The organism is Acidobacteriota bacterium, assembly GCA_012517875.1.
GTDB lineage: Bacteria > Acidobacteriota > JAAYUB01 > JAAYUB01 > JAAYUB01 > JAAYUB01.
In genome coordinates this window covers 80,225-100,271 of record JAAYUB010000092.1, presented here as the reverse complement: position 1 = coordinate 100,271, position 20,047 = coordinate 80,225, and the positions used below count along the sequence as shown (strand labels likewise).

Annotated in this window: 16 protein-coding genes and 1 tRNA gene; 11 read left to right on the top strand and 6 right to left on the bottom strand. The window is 64.6% G+C overall.

The window, feature by feature from the left end:
• Positions 1 to 66: 66 nt before the first annotated feature.
• Both GX414_09560 and GX414_09555 read left to right on the top strand, forming a co-directional pair.
• A tRNA-Ser gene (locus tag GX414_09560) sits at positions 67 to 159 on the top strand.
• Between the two features lie 59 nt (positions 160 to 218).
• Complete coding sequence (locus tag GX414_09555; protein NLI47340.1) at positions 219 to 845, top strand: radical SAM protein; 627 nt, start codon at positions 219 to 221, stop codon at positions 843 to 845.
• 82 nt (positions 846 to 927) lie between these two features.
• Here the strand turns inward: GX414_09555 and GX414_09550 are convergent, their stop codons facing one another.
• The 3 genes from GX414_09550 to GX414_09540 all read right to left on the bottom strand — a co-directional run bounded on the left by GX414_09550 (position 928) and on the right by GX414_09540 (position 5,445).
• Positions 928 to 2,664, bottom strand: coding sequence for a radical SAM protein (locus GX414_09550; GenBank protein NLI47339.1), 1,737 nt, complete (start codon positions 2,662 to 2,664; stop codon positions 928 to 930).
• A gap of 76 nt (positions 2,665 to 2,740) precedes the next feature.
• On the bottom strand, positions 2,741 to 4,666 hold the full coding sequence (locus GX414_09545) for a hypothetical protein (GenBank protein NLI47338.1): 1,926 nt from the start codon (positions 4,664 to 4,666) through the stop codon (positions 2,741 to 2,743).
• A gap of 125 nt (positions 4,667 to 4,791) precedes the next feature.
• On the bottom strand, positions 4,792 to 5,445 hold the full coding sequence (locus tag GX414_09540; protein ID NLI47337.1) for a hypothetical protein: 654 nt from the start codon (positions 5,443 to 5,445) through the stop codon (positions 4,792 to 4,794).
• Between the two features lie 103 nt (positions 5,446 to 5,548).
• Here GX414_09540 and GX414_09535 point away from each other — a divergent pair, with 103 nt between their 5' ends.
• From GX414_09535 to sdhB, 4 genes are read left to right on the top strand one after another with little or no spacing between them, the layout of a single operon-like run.
• On the top strand, positions 5,549 to 7,267 hold the full coding sequence (locus GX414_09535; GenBank protein ID NLI47336.1) for a succinate dehydrogenase/fumarate reductase flavoprotein subunit: 1,719 nt from the start codon (positions 5,549 to 5,551) through the stop codon (positions 7,265 to 7,267).
• A gap of 9 nt (positions 7,268 to 7,276) precedes the next feature.
• Positions 7,277 to 7,708, top strand: coding sequence for a hypothetical protein (locus tag GX414_09530; protein NLI47335.1), 432 nt, complete (start codon positions 7,277 to 7,279; stop codon positions 7,706 to 7,708).
• 9 nt (positions 7,709 to 7,717) lie between these two features.
• Positions 7,718 to 8,128, top strand: a complete 411-nt coding sequence (locus GX414_09525) for a hypothetical protein (GenBank protein NLI47334.1) — start codon at positions 7,718 to 7,720, stop codon at positions 8,126 to 8,128.
• Between the two features lie 2 nt (positions 8,129 to 8,130).
• Positions 8,131 to 9,003: a succinate dehydrogenase iron-sulfur subunit gene (sdhB, locus tag GX414_09520; protein ID NLI47333.1), complete on the top strand. Its 873-nt coding sequence runs from the start codon at positions 8,131 to 8,133 to the stop codon at positions 9,001 to 9,003.
• Positions 9,004 to 9,085: 82 nt separating this feature from the next.
• Here sdhB and GX414_09515 read toward each other — a convergent pair whose 3' ends face one another.
• Complete coding sequence (locus GX414_09515) at positions 9,086 to 9,967, bottom strand: hypothetical protein (GenBank protein NLI47332.1); 882 nt, start codon at positions 9,965 to 9,967, stop codon at positions 9,086 to 9,088.
• Positions 9,964 to 10,152 carry a hypothetical protein gene (locus tag GX414_09510; protein NLI47331.1) on the bottom strand — a complete coding sequence of 63 codons (189 nt, stop codon included), beginning with the start codon at positions 10,150 to 10,152 and terminating at the stop codon, positions 9,964 to 9,966. The genes GX414_09515 and GX414_09510 overlap by 4 nt, the downstream gene beginning before the upstream one ends.
• A gap of 394 nt (positions 10,153 to 10,546) precedes the next feature.
• On the opposite strand from GX414_09510, the gene GX414_09505 reads away from it, so the two are divergent.
• From GX414_09505 to GX414_09490, 4 genes are all read left to right on the top strand, one after another.
• Positions 10,547 to 11,986 (top strand): L-seryl-tRNA(Sec) selenium transferase, encoded by a 1,440-nt coding sequence (locus tag GX414_09505; protein ID NLI47330.1) that lies wholly within the window; start codon positions 10,547 to 10,549, stop codon positions 11,984 to 11,986.
• A gap of 3 nt (positions 11,987 to 11,989) precedes the next feature.
• A complete protein-coding gene (locus GX414_09500; GenBank protein ID NLI47329.1) occupies positions 11,990 to 12,898 on the top strand; it encodes a hypothetical protein in 909 nt (302 codons plus the stop codon).
• A gap of 90 nt (positions 12,899 to 12,988) precedes the next feature.
• On the top strand, positions 12,989 to 13,615 hold the full coding sequence (locus GX414_09495) for a hypothetical protein (GenBank protein ID NLI47328.1): 627 nt from the start codon (positions 12,989 to 12,991) through the stop codon (positions 13,613 to 13,615).
• A gap of 22 nt (positions 13,616 to 13,637) precedes the next feature.
• A complete protein-coding gene (locus tag GX414_09490) occupies positions 13,638 to 15,170 on the top strand; it encodes a flotillin family protein (protein NLI47327.1) in 1,533 nt (510 codons plus the stop codon).
• A 109-nt stretch (positions 15,171 to 15,279) separates the two neighbouring features.
• Here the strand turns inward: GX414_09490 and speA are convergent, their stop codons facing one another.
• The gene (gene speA / locus GX414_09485; protein NLI47326.1) at positions 15,280 to 17,211 is read right to left on the bottom strand and encodes a biosynthetic arginine decarboxylase; all 1,932 of its coding nucleotides are present in this window, start codon (positions 17,209 to 17,211) and stop codon (positions 15,280 to 15,282) included.
• Positions 17,212 to 17,396: 185 nt separating this feature from the next.
• Between speA and GX414_09480 the strand changes: the two genes are divergently transcribed.
• The gene (locus tag GX414_09480; GenBank protein NLI47325.1) at positions 17,397 to 20,045 is read left to right on the top strand and encodes a hypothetical protein; all 2,649 of its coding nucleotides are present in this window, start codon (positions 17,397 to 17,399) and stop codon (positions 20,043 to 20,045) included.
• Positions 20,046 to 20,047 lie beyond the last annotated feature (2 nt).

Here is a 20,047-nt window from a genome sequence, read left to right as displayed (position 1 = left end):
CCGTGTTTTCGGTTGAAGCGCCCCGGGGGTTGTGCTATAAGGGGGAGCCCGAGAGCGATCTTTCGAGGAGAGGTGCTGGAGTGGCTGAACAGGGCTGCCTGCTAAGCAGTTGTACTCCGTCAAGGGGTACCGGGGGTTCGAATCCCCCCCTCTCCGCCAGATAAACGGCCTGCATCACGCAGGCCTTTTTTATCCGACCTGCCGGCCAAGGAGGTTGTGTGAAGCTGGCTGTCGCGGAAATCTTCTTCAGCATCCAGGGGGAATCCACATTCGCCGGGTGTCCCTGCTCCTTCGTCCGTCTCGCCGGCTGCAACCTGGACTGCCGCTACTGCGATACGCTCGCTGCGCGGGCGGGCGGCCGGGCGATGTCCGTGGATGACGTGGTCGCAGCGGTTGCCGCCTTCGGCTGCCCGCTGGTGGAGATCACTGGCGGCGAGCCGCTGCTTCAAGCCGGCGTGCCCGAGCTGTGCCGCCGACTGCTGGCCGATGGCCGCCGGGTATTGCTGGAGACCAACGGGTCGTTGCCGCTGGATGTCGTGGACGGCCGCGTTGTCCGGATCATGGACGTCAAGACGCCCGGGTCCGGCATGGCCCACAGGATGCGGGTGGAGAACCTGGACCAGCTGCGGCCGCCGGACCAACTGAAGTTTGTGCTGACCGACCGCGCGGATTACGAGTGGGCGCGGACATATCTCACAGCCCATCCGTTGCCGGCCGGTGTGGACGTGCTGTTTGCGCCCGTCACCCCCGGGCTTCCGCCGGCGGACCTGGCCCGCTGGATCCTGGACGACCGCCTGCCGGTTCGACTCCAGATCCAGCTCCACAAGCACCTGGGGCTGCCATAAAGGGGTCTGTCAGCGTGAACGGTGTACCGGGGAATTGCGGAACGGTGCCTGTGGGTAACGGAGATGTTGGAACGGCGGGTGCTCAACGGGTGGATTCAGGAGCAGGGGGCTTCTGGGGTGCGTCGGGTGACGGAGCCGAGCTGCCGCATATACCGCACCGCGCGCACCCGGGGAGGCTGGGGCAAGGGGGGGTAGGGTCGCCCGACCGGAACCGGCGCCATTCTTCGACGAGATGGTCTTCCGACAAACCCCATGTGGTCACCGCCCACGGCGGGCGGCGGCCCGGCGTGGCGACGTATGGGCGCGCCGCGACGGCGCTGTGTTCAGCGATCAGATCGGCGGGATCGGCCGTGCCTTCCGCCACCGCCAGCAGCTGTTGCCCCGTCACCCGGCTGCCGGTGGCGAGGCGCCACTGCAGATGCGCATCGCGGGCGGAACCGATCTGTGCGTTGATCCCGCGACGGCGCAACGCGGCGGCATATCGGCGCAGTGTCGCCCGCAGCTCGGAGAGGGGAGGCATCGCCGCATATTGAAAGGGGGTGTTGGGCTTGGGCACAAACGGGGAGAGCGACACCGTCACCGGCAACCGTCCATCCCCGGTGCGGCCGGTCAGGGCCCGGCCGGCCGCTTCGGCAAGCGTGGCGGCCGCATCGGCGTCGGCCGGCTCCTCACCGGGTAGTCCGGTCATGAAATAGAGGCGGACGCGGCGGATCCCCGCAGCCCGGGCCGTGCGACAGCCATCCAGGAGCTGTTCGTTGGTGAACGGCTTGTTGAGTCGGGCGCGCATGGAATCGGTGCCCGTTTCGGGCGCCAGGGTGACCGTGTCCTCCCCGCCCTCGGCGAGGATGCGCAGCAGCTCCGGAGTGAGATCCCTCAGTCGCATCGAGGAGAGGCCGATGTGAAATCCCCGGCTGCGCAGGTCGCCCATCAGGCGGGCCAGAGCGGGATACTGGCCGACGGCCGTCGAGACAAGGCCGATTTTGTCCGTGTGGCCGCGGGCGGCATCGGCGAGCGCGAGGATCCGGCTTTCGGCGAAGGGCCGCACCGGCCGATACCGGTAACCGGCCCAGCAGTACCGGCAGCCGGTGGGGCAGCCGCGGGCGACCTCCACCAGCAGGGTCCGGGCGAACTCGCTGCCGGTGCTCAGCAGGTTGGTGAACGGCGGTTCCAGGACAGCCAGATCATCGGCGGTGAGCACCGGCAGGCGGACCACGGGCTCGGCGCCGGCCGGTGCTCCGGCGGTTCGCTCTTGCTGCACGATCGCCCCGTCGTCGCCATAGCGGATCTCCCACCACGAGGGGACATAAAATCCCGGTCGCCCGGCGAGCCGGGACAGCATCTCGTGACGATCGGCGCTGTCACGATACACCGCCAGCAGCTCAGTCCAGGCGGTCTCCGCCTCGCCCACCACGACGAGGTCCACGAACGGCGCCAACGGCTCCGGATTCACCTGCAGCGCGGCGCCGCCCGCCACCACGAGCGGGTGCCGCCGGTCCCGCCGGGCGGACTGGAGCGGCAACCCGGCAGCCGCTAGGAATTGCAGCACGGCGAGATAATCAGTTTCGAACGACACGGAAAACGCCAGCATGTGACAGTCGCCCGGGCGTCGTCGACTTTCCAGCGACCGGGGAGCCGCGGTGCCGGGCGCGTAGAAAAACCGTTCGCCGAAGAATCCCGGAGTGGCGTCCAGCTGCCGAAGCACCCATTGGAAGCCGAGGTTGCTCATCCCCACCGCGTAGGCGGCCGGGTAGACCACGCCCACCAGGCAGTCGTCTGCCTGCTTGCGTCGGAAGATCGCCCGCTCCCGATTGGATTGCATGTCGCCTGCCGGATAATACGAACCCCCTGGGCGAACCCAGGGGGTTTGGGGGTTTTCAGTGCGTCACGCGAACGGTTTACCGAACCGGCACCGCCGCAAGAAAGTTCAGGCTGACATCGCCGAAGAGCATGAAGGAGAACACCTCGACATCCGAAGTCAGCCGGACGAAGCCGCCGAACTGGTTGCCGCTGAATCCCGGGAAGAAGCTAGGGAGCATGCGCGACGTGCGCTGACCGGGAGCCAGCTCGACCGGCGTGGCCGTTTGAGCCGTCAGGTTGCCGTTCTGATCGTAAAGCTGGAGGTTGATGGAGGCGGTGCGAGTCCGGCTGGGATTGACCAGCGCGATGCCCGTCCAGTAGTTGACCGTACCGATCAGACCGATCGCCACGTGGTCCAGATAGATTTCGCGCTTGGCGGCCGAAGTGGACAGCAGCGGCAGGCTGGCCAGGAAAAGGCCGTTCTGAGCATCACCGAAGGTGATGGATCCAACCACACCCTGATCACTCTCGATCATGACCGATCCGCTCACGCCATCCGCGGCGGTCAGCGGATCGGGCAACCCGAACAGGGTGTGCCCCATCACACGGAGCTGGGCGCCGGGATTGAGGGTGCGGGCGACGGGAGTGACGATCTCGCTGCCCGCGTCATTGATCAGGTGGAGGGTGAGGTTGGCCACCTGGGCGGAGGCGTTGATCACATTGATTTCCGTGAAATAGCGGATCCCGTAGTTGCCGGAGGCGAAGTGGGCGTCGTACAGGATGTTAGCCGTCGTGTCCGCCGCTGCCTGGGCGTTGAGTCCGGCCAGGGCGTTGGCGTTGCCGAACAGCTGGAAACCGAACACCTCGCCGGAGGTCAGGGTGAGGTCGAAGTAGCGGTCCAGGGTGTTCGCGGTAAAAGTGCCCTCGTACACACCGTGCGCCGGGATGTTGACGGGAATGGTTTGGACGGTATTGCCGAGGTTGTCTTTCATCAGCAGGTTGCCGGCGGCGGCGGTCGTGCCGGGATTAATCGCGTACAGGTCGGTGTCGCGGGCGGCGTCCTTGCCCAGGACCGGGAAGATCACTCGGGAGGCGACCTGGTGACCCACTTCGGCGCCATCCATCTGGGTGATGTCAGCGCCCTCAATGTGGCCGATCAGGAAGAAGCCGCTCAGGTTGTGTTCGTTGGCGGTCACCTCGATCCAGCCATGTTCAATGTCCAGCGCGCCGGAGCTGCCGAAAAGGTTGTGACTCATGCGGACATACTGCTGAAGCGGAGCCAGGGGGTTGTCGCTCACGTTGGGGTTGGTCATGCCGGCTTGGGTGATGAGCTGGCCGGCGGGATTGTAAGCCCGGAAGTTCAGGTTTTCCGTGGCGACGCCCTCGTTGACCACGGTGACGCCCATGAAGTCGGCGTCGCCGGAGATGAAAACTGGATAGTAGATGCTGTAGGAGACGCCCCCGGTCGCGATGGTGGCCAGGGCGGTTTCATCGTCGTAAGGAATCTCATCCGGCCCGCCGTTGGCGGCGGTGTAGGTCGAGGCCAGCGATCCCTCGTGGATGGTGCGGGCGGAGTTGACGTTGAAATGAACCCGGCCCCCCTGGGGACCCGTCTGGAAGGTCAGCGTGGCCACGTGGACAATGCCGGTGGGCGTGCCCGAAGCCGTCTGCGTGTTTACCACAGTGACGAATCCGCGGGCGTTGGCGCGGGGCAGGTCGGTGAAAACCAGGTCGCCGGCCGTGAAGGCACCGCTGGTGCCTGCCTCGACAGATATCAAAGTCAGCCGGGAGTTGTCAAAGGCGACCGGGATGGCGAATCCGCCCAGCGCCGCCGGCGTGGATCCCGAGCCGGTGATCCCGGTCAAGTCCACATACAGGTCCACCTCGAACGTGCTGTTGATGGCGGGCGTCGCCGGGGTGAGCTGGAGGTAGACCTCGGCGTTGCCGGAAAATGGTCCACCCTGGGCTGCCACGGCGGCACCGAGCGCAGCTAAAAGTGTGAAACCCAGCGCAAACTTCTTCATGGAGATACCCTCAACCTTTTTTCTCAAAAATTACAAAAGCATGTTAGCACAAAAGCGATTGCGTCGAAGCTTATATTGATACCGTATGGGACGATCGGGTTGCAACCCTTTTCGCTGGTGTCGCCCTATTTTTTCAGTTTGGCTGCAAACTTCACCTTGTTCTCGTTGCTGTCCACAGACACGGAGAACTCCACGTAACGGCACTTGTATTTTTTTCGGATCTCCTCGGTCCGGGTTTCGATCAGCTTTCGGAATTTGTCAAAGTCCATGTTCGGCGGATTGTCGCCGACCCGGCGATGAGCGTCGTTCAGAAAATCGAACATGGCCTGGAGTTGCTGGGGATCGGCGGCGGGGTTGTCGGTGACGAGCACGAATTTATCGGGCGGGGCGGTTTCCAGCGGTCGGGTGAGCCCATGCTCGATCATGGCCTGCAGTTCTTCCTCGCTGCGCAGGATGCCCTTCTCCTCGCGTTCCTGGCCCTTCTTCCGCCAAAGCTCACGGTAGCTGCTGTAACGGGCGACCAGGGTCTGGAACTTGAATTTCTGCGCGAACGCGAACCGCTTCTCGTCGAGCAGGCGCTGGATCATCGTGTCCACCGAGCTTTGGAGATTACGAGGCGGGGTCTTCTTCCCGCCGATGAGGAAGATGTCGTACTCGATTTTCAGCTGGCGGATCCGCTTTTCGAGTTCCGCCAATTCTTCGTCCAGGGTCGGCATAGCGTCGGATGGTCCCTCAGTGTCCAGCCAGAACCGTGTGGCCCGATTATAGCCGCTCACCATCCGGTGTGCACCTGTTTTTTCGATGAGCACTGACGAGAAGGCCTTGACTTGTCGTTGCCGTTCCACTTAAGATTCGAGGAAATCTCAACAAGGAAGGCGCGCGATGGCTAGAACCATTCGTCACGATCTACTGATCTTGGGTTCGGGCCTGGCCGGGCTGCGAGCGGCGCTGGAGGCGTCCATCGTCAGCCAGGGACGGTTGAACATCGGCCTGATCTCCAAGGTGCAGTTGATGCGTTCCCACTCCGTGGCCGCCGAAGGTGGTACCGCCGCCGTGCTCCGGCCGGAGGAGGGGGACTCCCTGGAGCTGCACGCGTGGGATACGGTCAAAGGCTCAGACTTTCTGGCCGACCAGGATGCGGTCTTTCGATTCGTGGAAATGATGCCGGCCGAAATCCAGCTGCTGGACAAGTGGGGCATTCCGTGGTCCCGGCGCCCCGATGGCCGGATCGCCCAGCGGCCGTTCGGTGGGCACTCCTTCAACCGGGCGGTTTACGCGGCGGACAAGACCGGTTTCTTCGAGATGCAGACCCTTTATGATACGCTGCTGAAGTACAACAATTTCAGCCGGTATGACGAGACGTTCGTCACCTCGATCCAGACTGCGGACGGACGATTCGCCGGTCTGACGGCAATTAGCATGACCACCGGCGAGCTGCTGGCCTTTCAAGGCAAAGCGCTCATCATCGCCACCGGCGGCACGGGGCGGATGTTTGGATTCACCACGTACGCCCACACCGTCACCGGAGACGGCATGGCGCTGGCGTTCAAGGCCGGCCTGCCCCTGAAGGACATGGAGTTTCTCCAGTTCCATCCAACCGGCCTGATTCCGTCAGGCATCCTGATGACCGAGGCCTGCCGGGGCGAGGGCGGCTATCTGGTGAACAGCGAGGGTGAGCGGTTCCTGAAACGGTACGCGCCCGAGAAAATGGAACTGGCGCCGCGCGACCTGGTATCACGCTCCATCATCAAGGAACTGGAGGCCGGCAAGGGCTACCAGGGCCCTCGCGGCCTGGACTTTATCCACCTGGACCTGCGCCATCTCGGGGCCGAACGGATCAAGGACCGCCTGCCGCTGATCCGCGAGATCTGCATGAAGTTCATCGGCGTCGACCCGACCGACGCGCCCATCCCCATCCGGCCGGTGGCGCATTACTCCATGGGCGGCATTCACACCGACATCGACGGCGCCACACCGACGCCCGGCATCTGGTCGGCGGGCGAGGCCGCCTGCGTGAGCATGCATGGTGCCAACCGCCTGGGCTCCAACTCCACGGCCGAGTGCCTGGTTTGGGGCAAGATCACCGGGGCGCTAGCCGCGGCCTTCTGCGCCAAGGAAGCGTCCTTTGCGGAACTGAGCCAAGCCAGGGTGGCCGAAGAAGAAAAGCGAGTGTTCGTCGACCTGCTCGGCCGCGGCGGCGAGGAGAACCTGTACGCCATCCGGGACGACCTGCGAAACCTCATGGATCTCAACATGGGGGTGTTCCGGACCGGCGAGTCGATCCAGAAAGCCAAGGAGGGCATCGCCGAACTCAAGGCCCGCTTCGCCCGGTCAGGCATCGCCGACAAGCAGCGTGTCTACAACACCGACCTTCTGACAGCCCTGGAGATGGAGTACCTGCTGATCTGCGCCGAAGCCGCCGTGCTCGGCGCGCTGGCGCGCCAGGAGTCGCGGGGCGGTCACGCCCGGCGCGACTTCGCGACGCGGGATGATGAGAACTTCCTGAAGCACACCATGGTTTACCAGGACGGCGATGGCATGCGCCTGGATTACATCCCGGTCACCATCACCCATTGGAAACCGGTGGAGCGGAAATACTAGGAGGCCACCATGGCAGCAAAGGACAACGATCTGGGGATCAGGGGCTGGGTCTATGCCGGGCGGTATAGCCTCCAGCGATACGCGTACACCCTGCAGCGGATCACCGGGCTGGGAATCATCCTGTACCTGCTGATCCACCTCTATGTGACGGCCCAGAAAAACGCCGGCGAGGCGGCCTGGGCCGGCGCCATGGATGCGGTGCGACCCCTGCACATCGGCGAATACTTCCTCTTTCTTGCGATCATCATCCACGCCTGCAATGGCTTCCGCCTGGTCTGGGCGGAATTCGGCCTCGGCCTCGGGCACCCGATCAAAAACGTCTATCCCTATCAGACCTGCCTGGACCGCAACCGGGTATTCTTCTACGCGATCCTGGCCGTGGTGTTCGTGCTGGCGGTCGTGGGGACGGCCGACTTCTTCAACCTGATCCGGGTGTTGTAGGAGGGCGCCATGAAAGAATCACGACTCTGGTTCTGGCATCTGATCTCGGGCTTGGCCCTCATCCTGCTGCTGGGCATTCACACGGTCATCCAGCATTTTGATTCCATCCTGACCTGGCTGGGTTTCATTCCCCAGGCCGCTTGGCAATCGGACGGCCACCTGGTGGGGTCGCTGAATTTTCAGCACGCCGTGCTGCCCCGGATGCAGTCCGTGTCCATGACCGCCGTCTATCTCCTGCTGGTGGTGTTCGGCCTGTTCCACGGGCTGTACGGGCTCCGGTCCATGATCTGCGAGCTCAAGTTTTCCGCCAAAGCCAAACAGGTGGTGGGCGTGGTCATCCTCATCATCGGCATCGCCGCCGCCGTGTACGGGGTGTACACGGTCCTGGCCGGTCACCTGAATCCGCCCCTGGGAGGTTGAGCATGTGCAGCGATCCCAACAAGGTCATCGACGTCACCAAGGCCGTGCAGGATGTGATCCTCCGGATCTACCGCTGGGACAGCTCCGGCACCTGGGGCGAAGACGGCCGGCTGGTCGATTACAAGGTACCGGTCCCGTCCGGGATGACCATCCTCGACGCGCTGATCTGGATCAAGGCCAACCTGGATCATACCCTGTCATGGCGCGCGGCTTGCCGGATGGGCGTGTGCGGCTCCTGTGGCATGTTCATTCACGGTAAGCCGCTGCTGGCCTGCCAGACTCAGGTTCTGAAGCTGCATGCCGATGTGATCGAGATCCGGCCGCTGCCCAACTATCCCATCGTCAAGGACCTGGTCACCGACCAGAGCCGGATGATCGACGCGCACACCCGGCTCAGGCCGTACATCATTCGCACCGGGACGCCGCCGGAGGCCATCGCCGGCGAATTCCACCAGACCGAGGAGGAACTGGTCCGGTACCTTCAGTTCTCCTATTGCCTGAAGTGCGGGTTGTGCATGTCGGCGTGTCCGACGGTGGCGTCGCTGCAGGAATTCCCGGGGCCGCAGCCGCTGGGCCAGGCGCTGCGATACGTCTACGACACCCGCGACGAGGGCTTTGCCGAGCGGTTGAAGGAGATCGACAACAAGTTCGGCATCTTCCGCTGCCACTTTGCCGGTGCCTGCTCCGAGGCCTGCCCCAAGGGGATCGATCCGGCGTTCGCCATCCAGCTCCTGAAGAAGGAAATCGTGAAGCGCGCCATCATGGGTTGCCGGGTGCCGGCAAGCGCCGGCCTGATGCCGCTGCAGCAGGACAACGCGGTGAAGGCCCCGAATGTTCCGGCCACGCCCGCGTTCACCGTGGAGCAGAAAAAGTAAACCCGGCGCCGGCCGGGGCCGCCGGCTGCCGGGGCGAACGTTCCGGCAGCCGGTCGTTCCTCACCCGGATGTTCCCTCGCAATTATTTGTTTCGGCGCTTCTCGACCTGCTGGCGGATGCGCGTCAGCTCGTCGCGGAACAGGTGGTTGCCGGGAAACTCCCGACTCAGTCCCTCCAGCAGCCGGATGGATTCGTCCGGTCGATTCTCCCTCAGATAGACCACCGCAAGCAGGATCCGGGCGTAGGGACCATAGTAACGACCCTGGCTGGCGGTCAGCTTCAGCTGCTCGATTCCCCGCTGTTTGCTCCCCTTGACCCCGTCGTAGCGGATGAACCAGCGGATGAAGAAGGGGAGGTCGCCCACCACATATTCCAGCGAGCCGAAGTTGAGGTAGGCGTCGTAGAAAGGAGGTGTCCGCGCCAGCAGCTGTTTTGCGTGCACCAGCATGGTGGGCGCCAGCCGCAGGCTCCGCCAGGTGCGCCGTTCCACCAACGCCGCGTAATCGGTTTCGACGCCGGCGGCCATGCACATGGCGAAGAGAGCGTCCACGTCGTCCGGGTCCGCCTGCAGCCGTTGGCCGGCGACCTGGCGGCATCGTTCCAGGGTGGCGAACAGTTTGTTCCGGACGGCCGGGTCGGGTTCCAGTTTGCCGGTCCCGTCCACCAGGTTGTCGTCGTTCAGGAAAAAGCGGGTTTCCAGGATCTTGAGCCGGTCCATCTCCATGAACAGGTAGGTTCCGGCCCGCACCGAGTGCACCAGGGGATTGTCGGGCTGGGTTCGCTCGGCATCGTGGAGAACGGCCAGGCTGCCGGCGAAGTCGAAGTTGTATAAATGCCGGAACGCCCGGTCAATGGGTGTATCAGGTGGCAGGGCAGGATCCGGATTCGCGGCCCGACCGGTCACGGCGCCCAGCCAGAGCAGCAGTATTGTGGCCGCAAAGCGGCGGAGCGGTCGCCGGATCATGCGTCGATCCTGCGGACCGTCAAACGGCCGGAACGCCATTTGGCGTAGATGAGGCTGGCCTGGCTCTTCTCGTACCACAGCAGAGACCAGTCACGGTACGTCAGCCCCTGCAGCACCGCTCCGATGAGGAACCCACAGGTGGGAGGGTTGGAAAGACCCACGAGGTGGAGCAGGACCAGCAACACCGAGCAATAGAGCCAGTGATGGACGTGCAGATAGCGGGATCCGATCGGCAGCCGCAGTGACCGCTCCAGCCGGTCCCCTTCGTAGCGTCCGGAGACGGTGGTCCAGAACAGGATCCCGGCGGCAAGAGCCGCCAGAAAGACGGTGAGAGGGGATGAGCTGTGCAGTGGAGCTAAACCAAAGAAGATGTATGGCGTGAGAGTAATGGTCCTTCTCCTGCGGTGACAGTTGCAGAATAGACGAACAGTCGAGCCAAATCAAGAGATTCCTGCTAGCGCGTACAACAGATCTGGAGGCGGAGGCAAGTGGTGTCGCCGGCATGCAGCGCCGCGCGTCCGTCTCGCTGCCTGTGCTACAATTGGGGCGTCATCCATTCCGGCACGCCGAGGGTATCTGATGAGCGAAAACGCCTTGCTGTCGCTGCTTCCGGCGGTCGGCCGTCTCGTGCAGCTCCCGGAAATCGGTCGCCTGCTCGCGGAATATCGCCGGGAAACGGTCACCGGCTGGCTCACGGCGGCGCTGGCGGAGTTGCGGCGGGCCATCGTTACCGGGCAGCTGCCGGAACAGACTTCCCGGGAGGAGTTGGTGGAGCTGGTTCTGCGCCAGGTTGAAGGGAAGCGCCGGCACCTGGCGGGGCTGGGGATCCGTCGCGTGATCAACGCCACCGGCGTCATCATTCACACCAACCTGGGGCGCGCGCCCCTGTCGGCGGGCGTGCTGGCGGGCTTGCCGGACGCGCTGGGCGGCTATGCGGACTTGGAGTACGACCTGGTCGTCGGCGCGCGCGGCCACCGCGACACGGCGGTGGCCCGTCTGTGCCGCGAACTGCTGCCGTGCGAAGACGCCACCGCAGTCAACAACAACGCCGGCGCGTTGCTGCTGATCCTCGCCGCGCTGGCCGAGGGGGGTGACGTGCTGGTCTCCCGGGGCGAGTTAGTCGAGATCGGCGGGTCGTTCCGCATCCCCGAGATCATGGCCCTGAGCGGCGCCCGCCTGCGGGAAGTGGGCACCACCAACCGGACGCGCGCCGCAGACTATGCGGCTGCGCTCGGCGGAGAGACGCGGCTCATCCTGCAGGTGCACCGGAGCAACTTCGAGATCGTCGGATTTGCCGAGACACCGGCGACCACCGAGCTGCTCGAACTGTCGAACCGCAGCGGCGTGCCCCTGGTGATGGATGCCGGCAGCGGCTATCTGTTCCCCCAGCCGGGGATGCCCGCGACGGGCGAACCGGTGGTCGCGCCGCTGCTGGCCCTGGGGGTGCCGCTGGTGTGCTTCAGCGGCGACAAGTTGATGGGGGGGCCGCAGGCCGGGCTGATTTGCGGCCGCGCGGATCTGGTGGGCCGCATCCGACGCCACCCCCTCATGCGCGCGCTGCGTCTGGACAAGGTCACCCTCTACCTCCTGGCCGAGACGCTGAAGCTCTATTTCCGGAACGATCCGGGAGCCGGATTGCCGCACTGGGCCATGATCACCGCCGACACCGCGACGCTGCGCCGGCGCTGCCTCAGCCTGCGGCGTCGGCTGGTGCGGGCGGCACCGGCCCTGGCCGGGGCGGTGACGGTCGCCGACGGTGAGTCCCTCATCGGCGGCGGCTCCACGCCAGGGCAGGCGATCCACGGGCCGTGCCTCTGTGTGCACCTGCCGGCTGATCGGGTCAGCGGCTGCGAGCGGCGTTTGCGAAGCTGGGATCCGCCGATCCTCGTCCGGACAAGTGCGGACCGCATCTGGGTGGATCCGCGTACGGTGCTGCGGGGGGAGGAACCCGTGCTCGTAGCCGCCCTGGCGGCGGCCGCTGTGAACGACGGCGACAATCCCCCCCAACGGAGTGAATGAACGGTGCCTGCCAGGGATCCCGACCGTCAACCCGGCCGGGCCGATGCCGAGGGCGCGGATTCGCCCGCAAAGAACGATTCGCCGGTGGAGGCGGCCCGGCGGATCGCCGACCGGATGCGCACGCTGGATCCGGCCGACGAGGCCTCGGCGCGACGCTTTGCCGTGGACATCCTGGCGCGACTGGCGGAGTTGGCCGATGCCGTTCCCCGGCTCCTGGACGCTGCGGGCCGTGATCCCGTGGGCGCCAGTCTGGACCGGCTGACCGGGCTCATGGAGGCGCTCCGCCGGACTGAAATCCCCGCGGAGGGGTGGGATCCGTTGCTGGGTCTGCCCCGCGAGGGACGTCCCGTGCATACCGCGGGACGGGCTCTGCTGGAGTTTCGCCGGTTGGGCGCTGCACTCATTCACGCGCACGAAGCATTGACGACGGATCGGGATCGGCTGAGGGAGGAGAGGCACCAGCTCGAAGCCCATTGCCGGGCGTGCGACGGATGTCAGGAGGAGCTCGATGGTGCGCTGGCAGCGGGCGAGGCGGTGCGCACCACCGCCGCCGGAGAGTTCGGGGCCGCGTTGGACCGGCGGTTGTTCGAGCTCCGCCATCAGCACGCGCTGCTTGTCCACCGCCGCGCCCTGCTGATGGCGGCCGCCAACAACCTGGATGAGCTGATCCGTCGGGTGGACGAGACGCAGGCCGCCACCATGCCACTGCTGCAAACTCAGCTGGTGGCGGCCGTGGGGTTGCTCCGGTCCTTGGCAGCCACAACCCCGGGACGGCCGGCGGGGCGGGTTCGTCTGGATAAACAGCTGGACCGCCTGTCGGCCGATGCGGCATTGTGCGACGGGATCCGTGCGATCCAGCGGCTGTTCGCCGGGGTGTGCGGCCTGATCGACCGGACCGTCCGGTCCGAATGAGCGTTGACAGATGCTATAAACGGACCTAGAGTGAAAACAAATCCTCAGAGAACAGGCGACTCGATCCTCGGCACGGAGTGCGGATAGACGATGGAAGCCTACATGCACGGCCTATCCAGCTTTGAGATCATCTTCCTGACCTGCGCGGCGGTGGGCGGAGTGATGCTCCTGTGCCGCCTGGTCCTCCTGGTGCTGGGGATCGGCGGGCATGACGGGGCCGACTCCGGCCCGGACCTGGCGGCGGACCACGGCGGTGATCTTCATGGCGGCGACGCCCACGCCGACGGTCACCATCACGAGAGCGCCGACGCCGGATTCAAGCTGTTCACCATCCACGGTCTGACGGCATTCCTGCTCATGTTCGGGCTGGTGGGCCTGGCATTGTCCCGGCAAACCAGCTGGGGGTTGCTCGTCGCCCTGGCCGGGGCCTCGGTCGCGGGCATGATTACCATGTGGCTCATCGCCCGGGTGTTCGGCGCCCTGGGCCGCCTGCAGTCCAGCGGCACGTTGCGCATGGACAATGCCGTGGGTTGCGAGGGCACGGTGTACCTCACCATCCCCGCCGGGGGCACGGGGCAGGTCCAGGTGAAGGTGCAGGATCACCTGCGGGAATTCGATGCGACCGCGCAGGACGGCCAGGAGATCCGGACGGGCGAGCGAATCCGCGTGGTCTGGACCCAGGGCGACGGCCTGGTGGTGGAGCGCATTCAAGAATGATTGACATAGAGGAGAAGGCATCATGGAATGGTTTTTAACCATCGTCGGTTTTGCGTTCGTCTTCCTGTTCACGGTGCTGCTGATCGCGTCGCGCTACAAGCGGTGCCCGTCGGACAAGATCCTCGTGGTGTACGGCAAGGTGGGCGAGGGGCAGACGGCGCGCTGCATCCACGGCGGCGGTGTCTTCGTCTGGCCGCTCATCCAGGACTACGCCTACATGAGCCTGACGCCCATGACCATCGGGATCCCGCTGCAGCGGGCCCTGTCGCTGCAGAACATCCGCATCAACGTGCCCAGCACCTTCACCGTGGGCATCAGCACGGAGCCCGGGGTGATGCAAAACGCCGCCGAGCGCCTGCTGAACCTGGACCGGGGCGATATCGAGGAAATGGCCAAAGAGATCATCTTCGGCCAGCTCCGCCTCACCGTGGCCTCTCTGACCATCGAGCAGATCAATCAAGACCGGGAGAGCTTCCTGGAGGCGATCCGAAAGAACGTGTCGCCCGAGCTGAACAAGATCGGCCTCTACCTGATCAACGTCAACATCACCGACATCACCGACGAGAGCGACTACATCGAAAGTATCGGTAAAAAGGCCGCCGCCGAAGCCATCAACCAGGCCCGCATCGACGTGGCGGAACAGGACCGGCACGGCTCCATCGGCCACGCCCAGGCCACCATGGAAAAGGAGATCAAGGTCGCCGAAAATGTGGCCGCCTCCGACAAGGGCAAGAAGCAGGCCGAGGCCGGTCGCCGCATCTTCGTCCAGCAGCAGGAAACGCTGGCCGCCGTCGGCGAGGCGGAGGCCGAGCGGGAGAAGGAGATCAAACTGGCGGAGAACAAGGCCTCCGCCGACAAGGGCAAGAAGCAGGCCGAAGCCGATCGGCGCATTTACGTCCGTGAGCGCGAAGCCGAGGCTATCGCCGGTGAGAACAAGGCCCAGGCCGATATCGCCGCCGCCGAAGCCGAACTGGCGGTGCGCCAGGCCGAAGCCCGACAGCGCGGAGAGCTGGCCCGGCTGGCCGCCCAGGTGCAGATCAACAAGGCGCAATACCTGGCCGAGCAGGAACGCCTGGTGGCCGAGGAAGTGGTCCGGCAGGAGATCGAGAAGCGGAAGATTGAGATCGCCGCGGAAGCCGCCGCCGAGCGGGCCCGCCGCCTGGCCAAGGGCGAGGCCGACGCGATCCTGCTCAAGTACGAGGCCGAGGCGAAGGGTCTCCGGCAGGTGCTGGAAAGCAAGGCCGCCGGCTACCTCAAACTGTTGGAAGGCTGCCGAGGCGACGCCAAGTCCGTCGCCACCCTGCTGCTCATCGAAAAGCTGCACGACATCGTCGGCAAGCAGGTGGAGGCGATCAAGAACCTCAAGATCGACAAGGTCACCGTCTGGGACTCCGGCACGTCGGCCGACGGTTCCACCACGACCGCGAACTTCCTGTCCGGCCTGATCAAGAGCCTGCCCCCTCTGCACGAGATTGCCGAGATGGCCGGCGTGGAGCTGCCCAAGTATCTGGGTGAGATGATCGCGGCGAAGCAGGACAAGCCGGCGGCGGAATGACCTCCGGCCACCGTTTCGTCCAGCGCCCCGCCGGAGCGTGCGTGACGATGATCGTTATTATGAAAGCCCGCGGCGACCGCCACGGGCTTTTTATTGCGTCGACGGCGACTCACTCGAGATACGTGTAGCCTTCGATGCCTTCCTCGAGGAAGCGCTGGATCCGGGCGGACTCCTTGATGGAGAGTCGCCGCTTTTCGATGCTCTCCTCTACCGCCTGCCGGATCATCACCAGGAGGTCGCGCTTCTGGTACTGCATGTAGGCCAGCACGTCGCGGACCGTGTCCCCCTCCACGATCTTGTCGATCCGGTACTTGTTCTTGCCGGTGACCGAGACGTGCACGGTGTGCGTGTCGCCGAACAGGTTGTGGAGGTCGCCGAGGATCTCCTGGTAGGCGCCGACCAGGAACGCGCCGAGATAGTACGGCTGGTTGGGGTGCAGCTCATGCAGGTCGATGGTGCTCTTGACGTCGCGCAGGTCGATGAACTGGTCCACCTTGCCGTCGGAGTCGCAGGTGATGTCTGCCAGCGTGGCCTTGCGGACGGGACGCTCGGTGTGGCGGTGGATGGGCATCATGGGGAACAGCTGCTTGACGGCCCAGTGGTCGGGCAGGCTCTGGAACACCGATAGGTTGCCGTAGTAGGTGTCGGAGATGAAAGCCTGGAGGTTCTCCAGTTCGTCGGGGACATAGTCCAGACCGTCGATGATCTTGGCGATCTTGTGGCAGATGAGCCAGAAGAGTTTCTCGACGACGGCGCGATGCTCCAGGGACAGGATGCCCACGTTGAACAGGGTGAGCGTCTCATCGCGGATCTGAATGGCGTCGTGATAAGACTCCTGAAAATTCTTCACCGACAACTGGTCCAGAATCTGTTTCATGCTGGTGAGCGACTCGGGAGCATCTTTCGGCAGGATCGGCACATCCATGTCGGTGCTGAATTCGCTGATGCCAAGGATGTTGAAGACCAGGATGGAGTGGTAGGCAACCAGGGCCCGGCCGCTTTCCGAGATGATGGTGGGGTGCGCAATGCCGTTCTCCTGGCAAATCTCGGCCAGGGCGGACACGATGTCGGCCGCGTACTCCTGCAGCGTGTAGTTGGCGCTCGACGAAAAGTTGGTCATGCTGCCGTCGTAGTCCACGGCCAGCCCGCCTCCCACGTCAAAATAGCGGATGTTGACTCCCAGGCGGGACAGTTCCACGAACAGGCGAGTGCTCTCCCGCAACGCCTCCTTGATGCTCTGGATCGAGGTGATCTGGGAGCCGAGGTGGAAGTGGAGCAGTTGGAGCGAATCCAGCATGCCGTGCTTCTTCAGTTTCTGGACTGCGTCCAGCATCTCTTCCGGCAGGAGGCCGAACTTGGATCGGTCGCCGCCGGATCCCTCCCATTTGCCCCGTCCGCGGGCGGCCAGCTTGGCCCGGATGCCGATGAGCGGCTTCACCTTGAGTCGGGCGGAGACCTTGATGATGGTGTCCAGCTCCGACGGCTTCTCAACGACGATGAACACCTTGCGTCCCAGTTTCAAGGCCCAGAGCGCGATCTCGATGAACTCTGTGTCCTTGTACCCGTTGCAAATGATGGGTGCGCCTTTGGTGTCCAGGCTGGCGACCACGATCAGCAGTTCGGGCTTGCTTCCGGCCTCCAGCCCGAACCGGTACGGCCGGCCGAACTCAATGATGTCTTCGACCACTTGTTTGCTCTGGTTGACCTTGATGGGATAGACACCGATGTACTCGCCCTGGTAACCGTATTCCTTGATGGCGGCCTGGAAGGATCTTTGAATCTCCTCGATCCGTTTCTTCAGGATGTCGGTGAACCGGATCAACACCGGCGGGCTGATCTCCCGCAGGCGCAACTCGTCGACGAGCTCCTTGATGTCGAGAAATTTATCCGATGTTTTCTCCGGACGGACGATGACGTCGCCGCGGGTGTTGATGTCAAAGAATCCCTTGCCCCAATTCAGGATATTGTAAAGTTCCCGGGCTTCATCAATGGACCACTGCTTGAGTGCGGTCTGTTCCTTGAGCTTGATCTTTTGTCTCATGCGATTCCCCGCAATGGAATGTGGACTACTAAATACCCCAGGAACCCCGCCAATGCAAGCTTCAATCCAACCGCCATCCGAGGCGTCGGATGACGGCGGCCGGTGGCGCCACCAGACGGAATTGTGCTGAGTTTTGCCCCCGGTTGGGCTAAGATGGAACCACTCACACCGTCATGGGGGTTGTCGTGCGGCGCGTCTTTTGCCTGCTCCTGATGATTTCCACCTGCCTGTCGATCAGGGCCGAGATGTGGCCGTTCCGGCAGTATTCGTCGCTCGAAGGTCTGCCCAGCCCCCGGGTCTGGTCGGTGATCCAGGACAGCCGGGGGTTCATCTGGCTGGGGACCTCCGGCGGCCTCGTGCGGTATGACGGCCGCGAATTCACCACGTTCACCACTGCCGACGGCCTTTCCTTCGGCACGGTCATCAGCCTGGCGGAGGACGGCCGGGGGAATCTCTGGATCGGTACCGGGCTGGGCCTGACCATCCGCCGGGATGGCCGGTTTCAAGCTGTCGATCCCGACGGCTTGCGGAGCCGGACGATTCGCGCCATCGTCATCGACAGCGACGGCTGCCCGTGGGTGGGAACGGACGAAGGTGTCGCGCGCCTGAAGGAGGGGAAGTTCACGCTCTGGACGGTGGCCGACGGCCTGGTGGACAACGCGGTCCGCAGCCTGTTTTTTGACCGGATGGGGCGGCTGTGGGTGGGCACCATGCGAGGGATCAGCGTCCGGGAGGGCGAGGCGTTCCGCACCTTGGCCCAGGAAACCGCCACGCCGCGGCAGACGGTGTACGGCTTCATGGAGGACGCTCGCGGCGTTGTCTGGGCGGGCACCTCCGCCGGTCTGCTCCGGATCGACGGCGACAAAATCCGTGTCTACACCGGCGCCGACGGCCTGCCGTGTCCCGAGGTGAACAAGATTGTCCGGGACGACCGTCGGGACTGCCTCTGGATCGGTACCTGGGGCGGAGGCGTCATCCGGTACGACGGACGGGCGTTCACTCCGTTCGGCACCCGTGAAGGGCTCGGATGCCCATTCGTCACCAGTCTCTGCCTGGATCGGGAGCACAACCTTTGGATCGCCACCCGCGAGGGGGGACTGTCGCGGTTCATGGGCGAACAGTTTGTGCTTTACGACCGCCGGGACGGTCTCTGCGAAGGATCCATCAACGAGATTCGACCGGACGGACGAGGTGGGCTCTGGCTGACATCCCTTGATGGTGGTCTCAGTCATTGGGACGGGCGAAGTTTCGCCCGGTTGGATCCAGGACCCGGTCTGCCGACCAACCGGCTGCAGCTCGCCCTTGTGGATTCGCGCGGACGGGCGTGGCTGGGTGCGGATCAGGAAGTGCTCTGTGTTGACGGCCGACGGATCACCCGACTGGGCCGCGACCGCCGACTGCCGGCCGGCCCCATGACCAGCATGATGGAGGATCGGGATGGCCGGATCTGGGTGGCCATGGCGGGCGGACTGATCATGATCGAGGGACTCGCCATCCGCCGCGTGTACGACGCGGAGGAGGGTCTGCCGGACACCGAGGTCCAGGCGCTCTTGCAGGACCGCCGCGGCACCATCTGGTGCGGCACCCGAAAGGGTCTGGCGGCCATCGATCGGAACGGCGCCGTCCGGGTGTACACCGAAGCCGACGGGCTGCTCCATAACCAGGTGCGGCAGATCTTTCAAGATTCCCGCAACCAGTTATGGTTCGGCTCCCGGGCCGGACTGATGGTGTACCGCTACGATTACTTCCGCAACATCACCCGGGCGACGGGCCTGGTCAGCGACTCGATTCGGTTCTTTCGCGAAGACTCCATGGGCCGGATCTGGATCGCCACCGACGAAGGGCTCAGCGTCTTCTGGCATGGCCGGATCGTCAATTACACCGAAGCCAATGGGTTGCTGGGCAAGGCGGTGTTGAGCTGGTACGAGGACACGGAAAAGAACGTCTGGATCGGCACCGACCTGGGGCTGAACTGCTTCAGCGGGGAGGAGCTCCGTCGCTATTCGCCGCAGGACGGGCTGGCGGGCGAAGCCGTGTACGAGATCCTGCAGGATCGCCAGGGTGGGATCTGGTTGCTGACCAATCGGGGGCTGGGGCGTTTCAACGGGCAGGCGGTGGAATCATATGGTGTGTTCGCCGGCTTTTTCGGGCAGATCGTCCTGCGGGGAGCGTGGACGCTGGATGCCGACGGGCGGCTGTGGTTCGGCACCAACCGCGGCGCCTGCCGACACAATCCCGAGGGCGACATTCCCAACCTGTCTCCGCCCATGATCCATCTGACGGAGCTGAAAGCGGACGGGCAGCCGGTTCCAGTGGTGAACGGACGGTGCGAGCTGCCGGATTCGGTCCGCACCGTCACAGTTGATTGGGTGGGATTGAGCTACCGGGATGAGCAGGGGATCCGGTACCGCTACCTGCTGGACGGTCTCTACCCGGATTGGACCGAGCCCACCCGAGAACACGGTATCCGGCTGACGTTTCCTCCGCCCGGCACATACACCCTGAAGGTCCTGGCCCGCAATCATGCCGGAATCTGGAGCCCCAGGCCGCTGACAGTCAGCGTGGAAATCCGAGCGCCCTTTTGGCGGACCGCACCGTTCCTATGGACCACGGGCCTGGTGCTGCTCGCCGTCGCCGGTGTGGCGATCGTCACGGCGCGCCGCCGGTGGTCCGTGCGGGAGGCGGCTTGGCGGGAGGAGCGACAGCAGATGGCGGACCGGATCCGGCGTCTGGAACAGATGGTGGCGCCGCCCGCCACCGCCGGCGCGGATGGCGCCGAAGCCGCCCCGGCGGATGATCCGGCCGGCGGGGGGCTGTCGGCGCCGGATTGCTGATC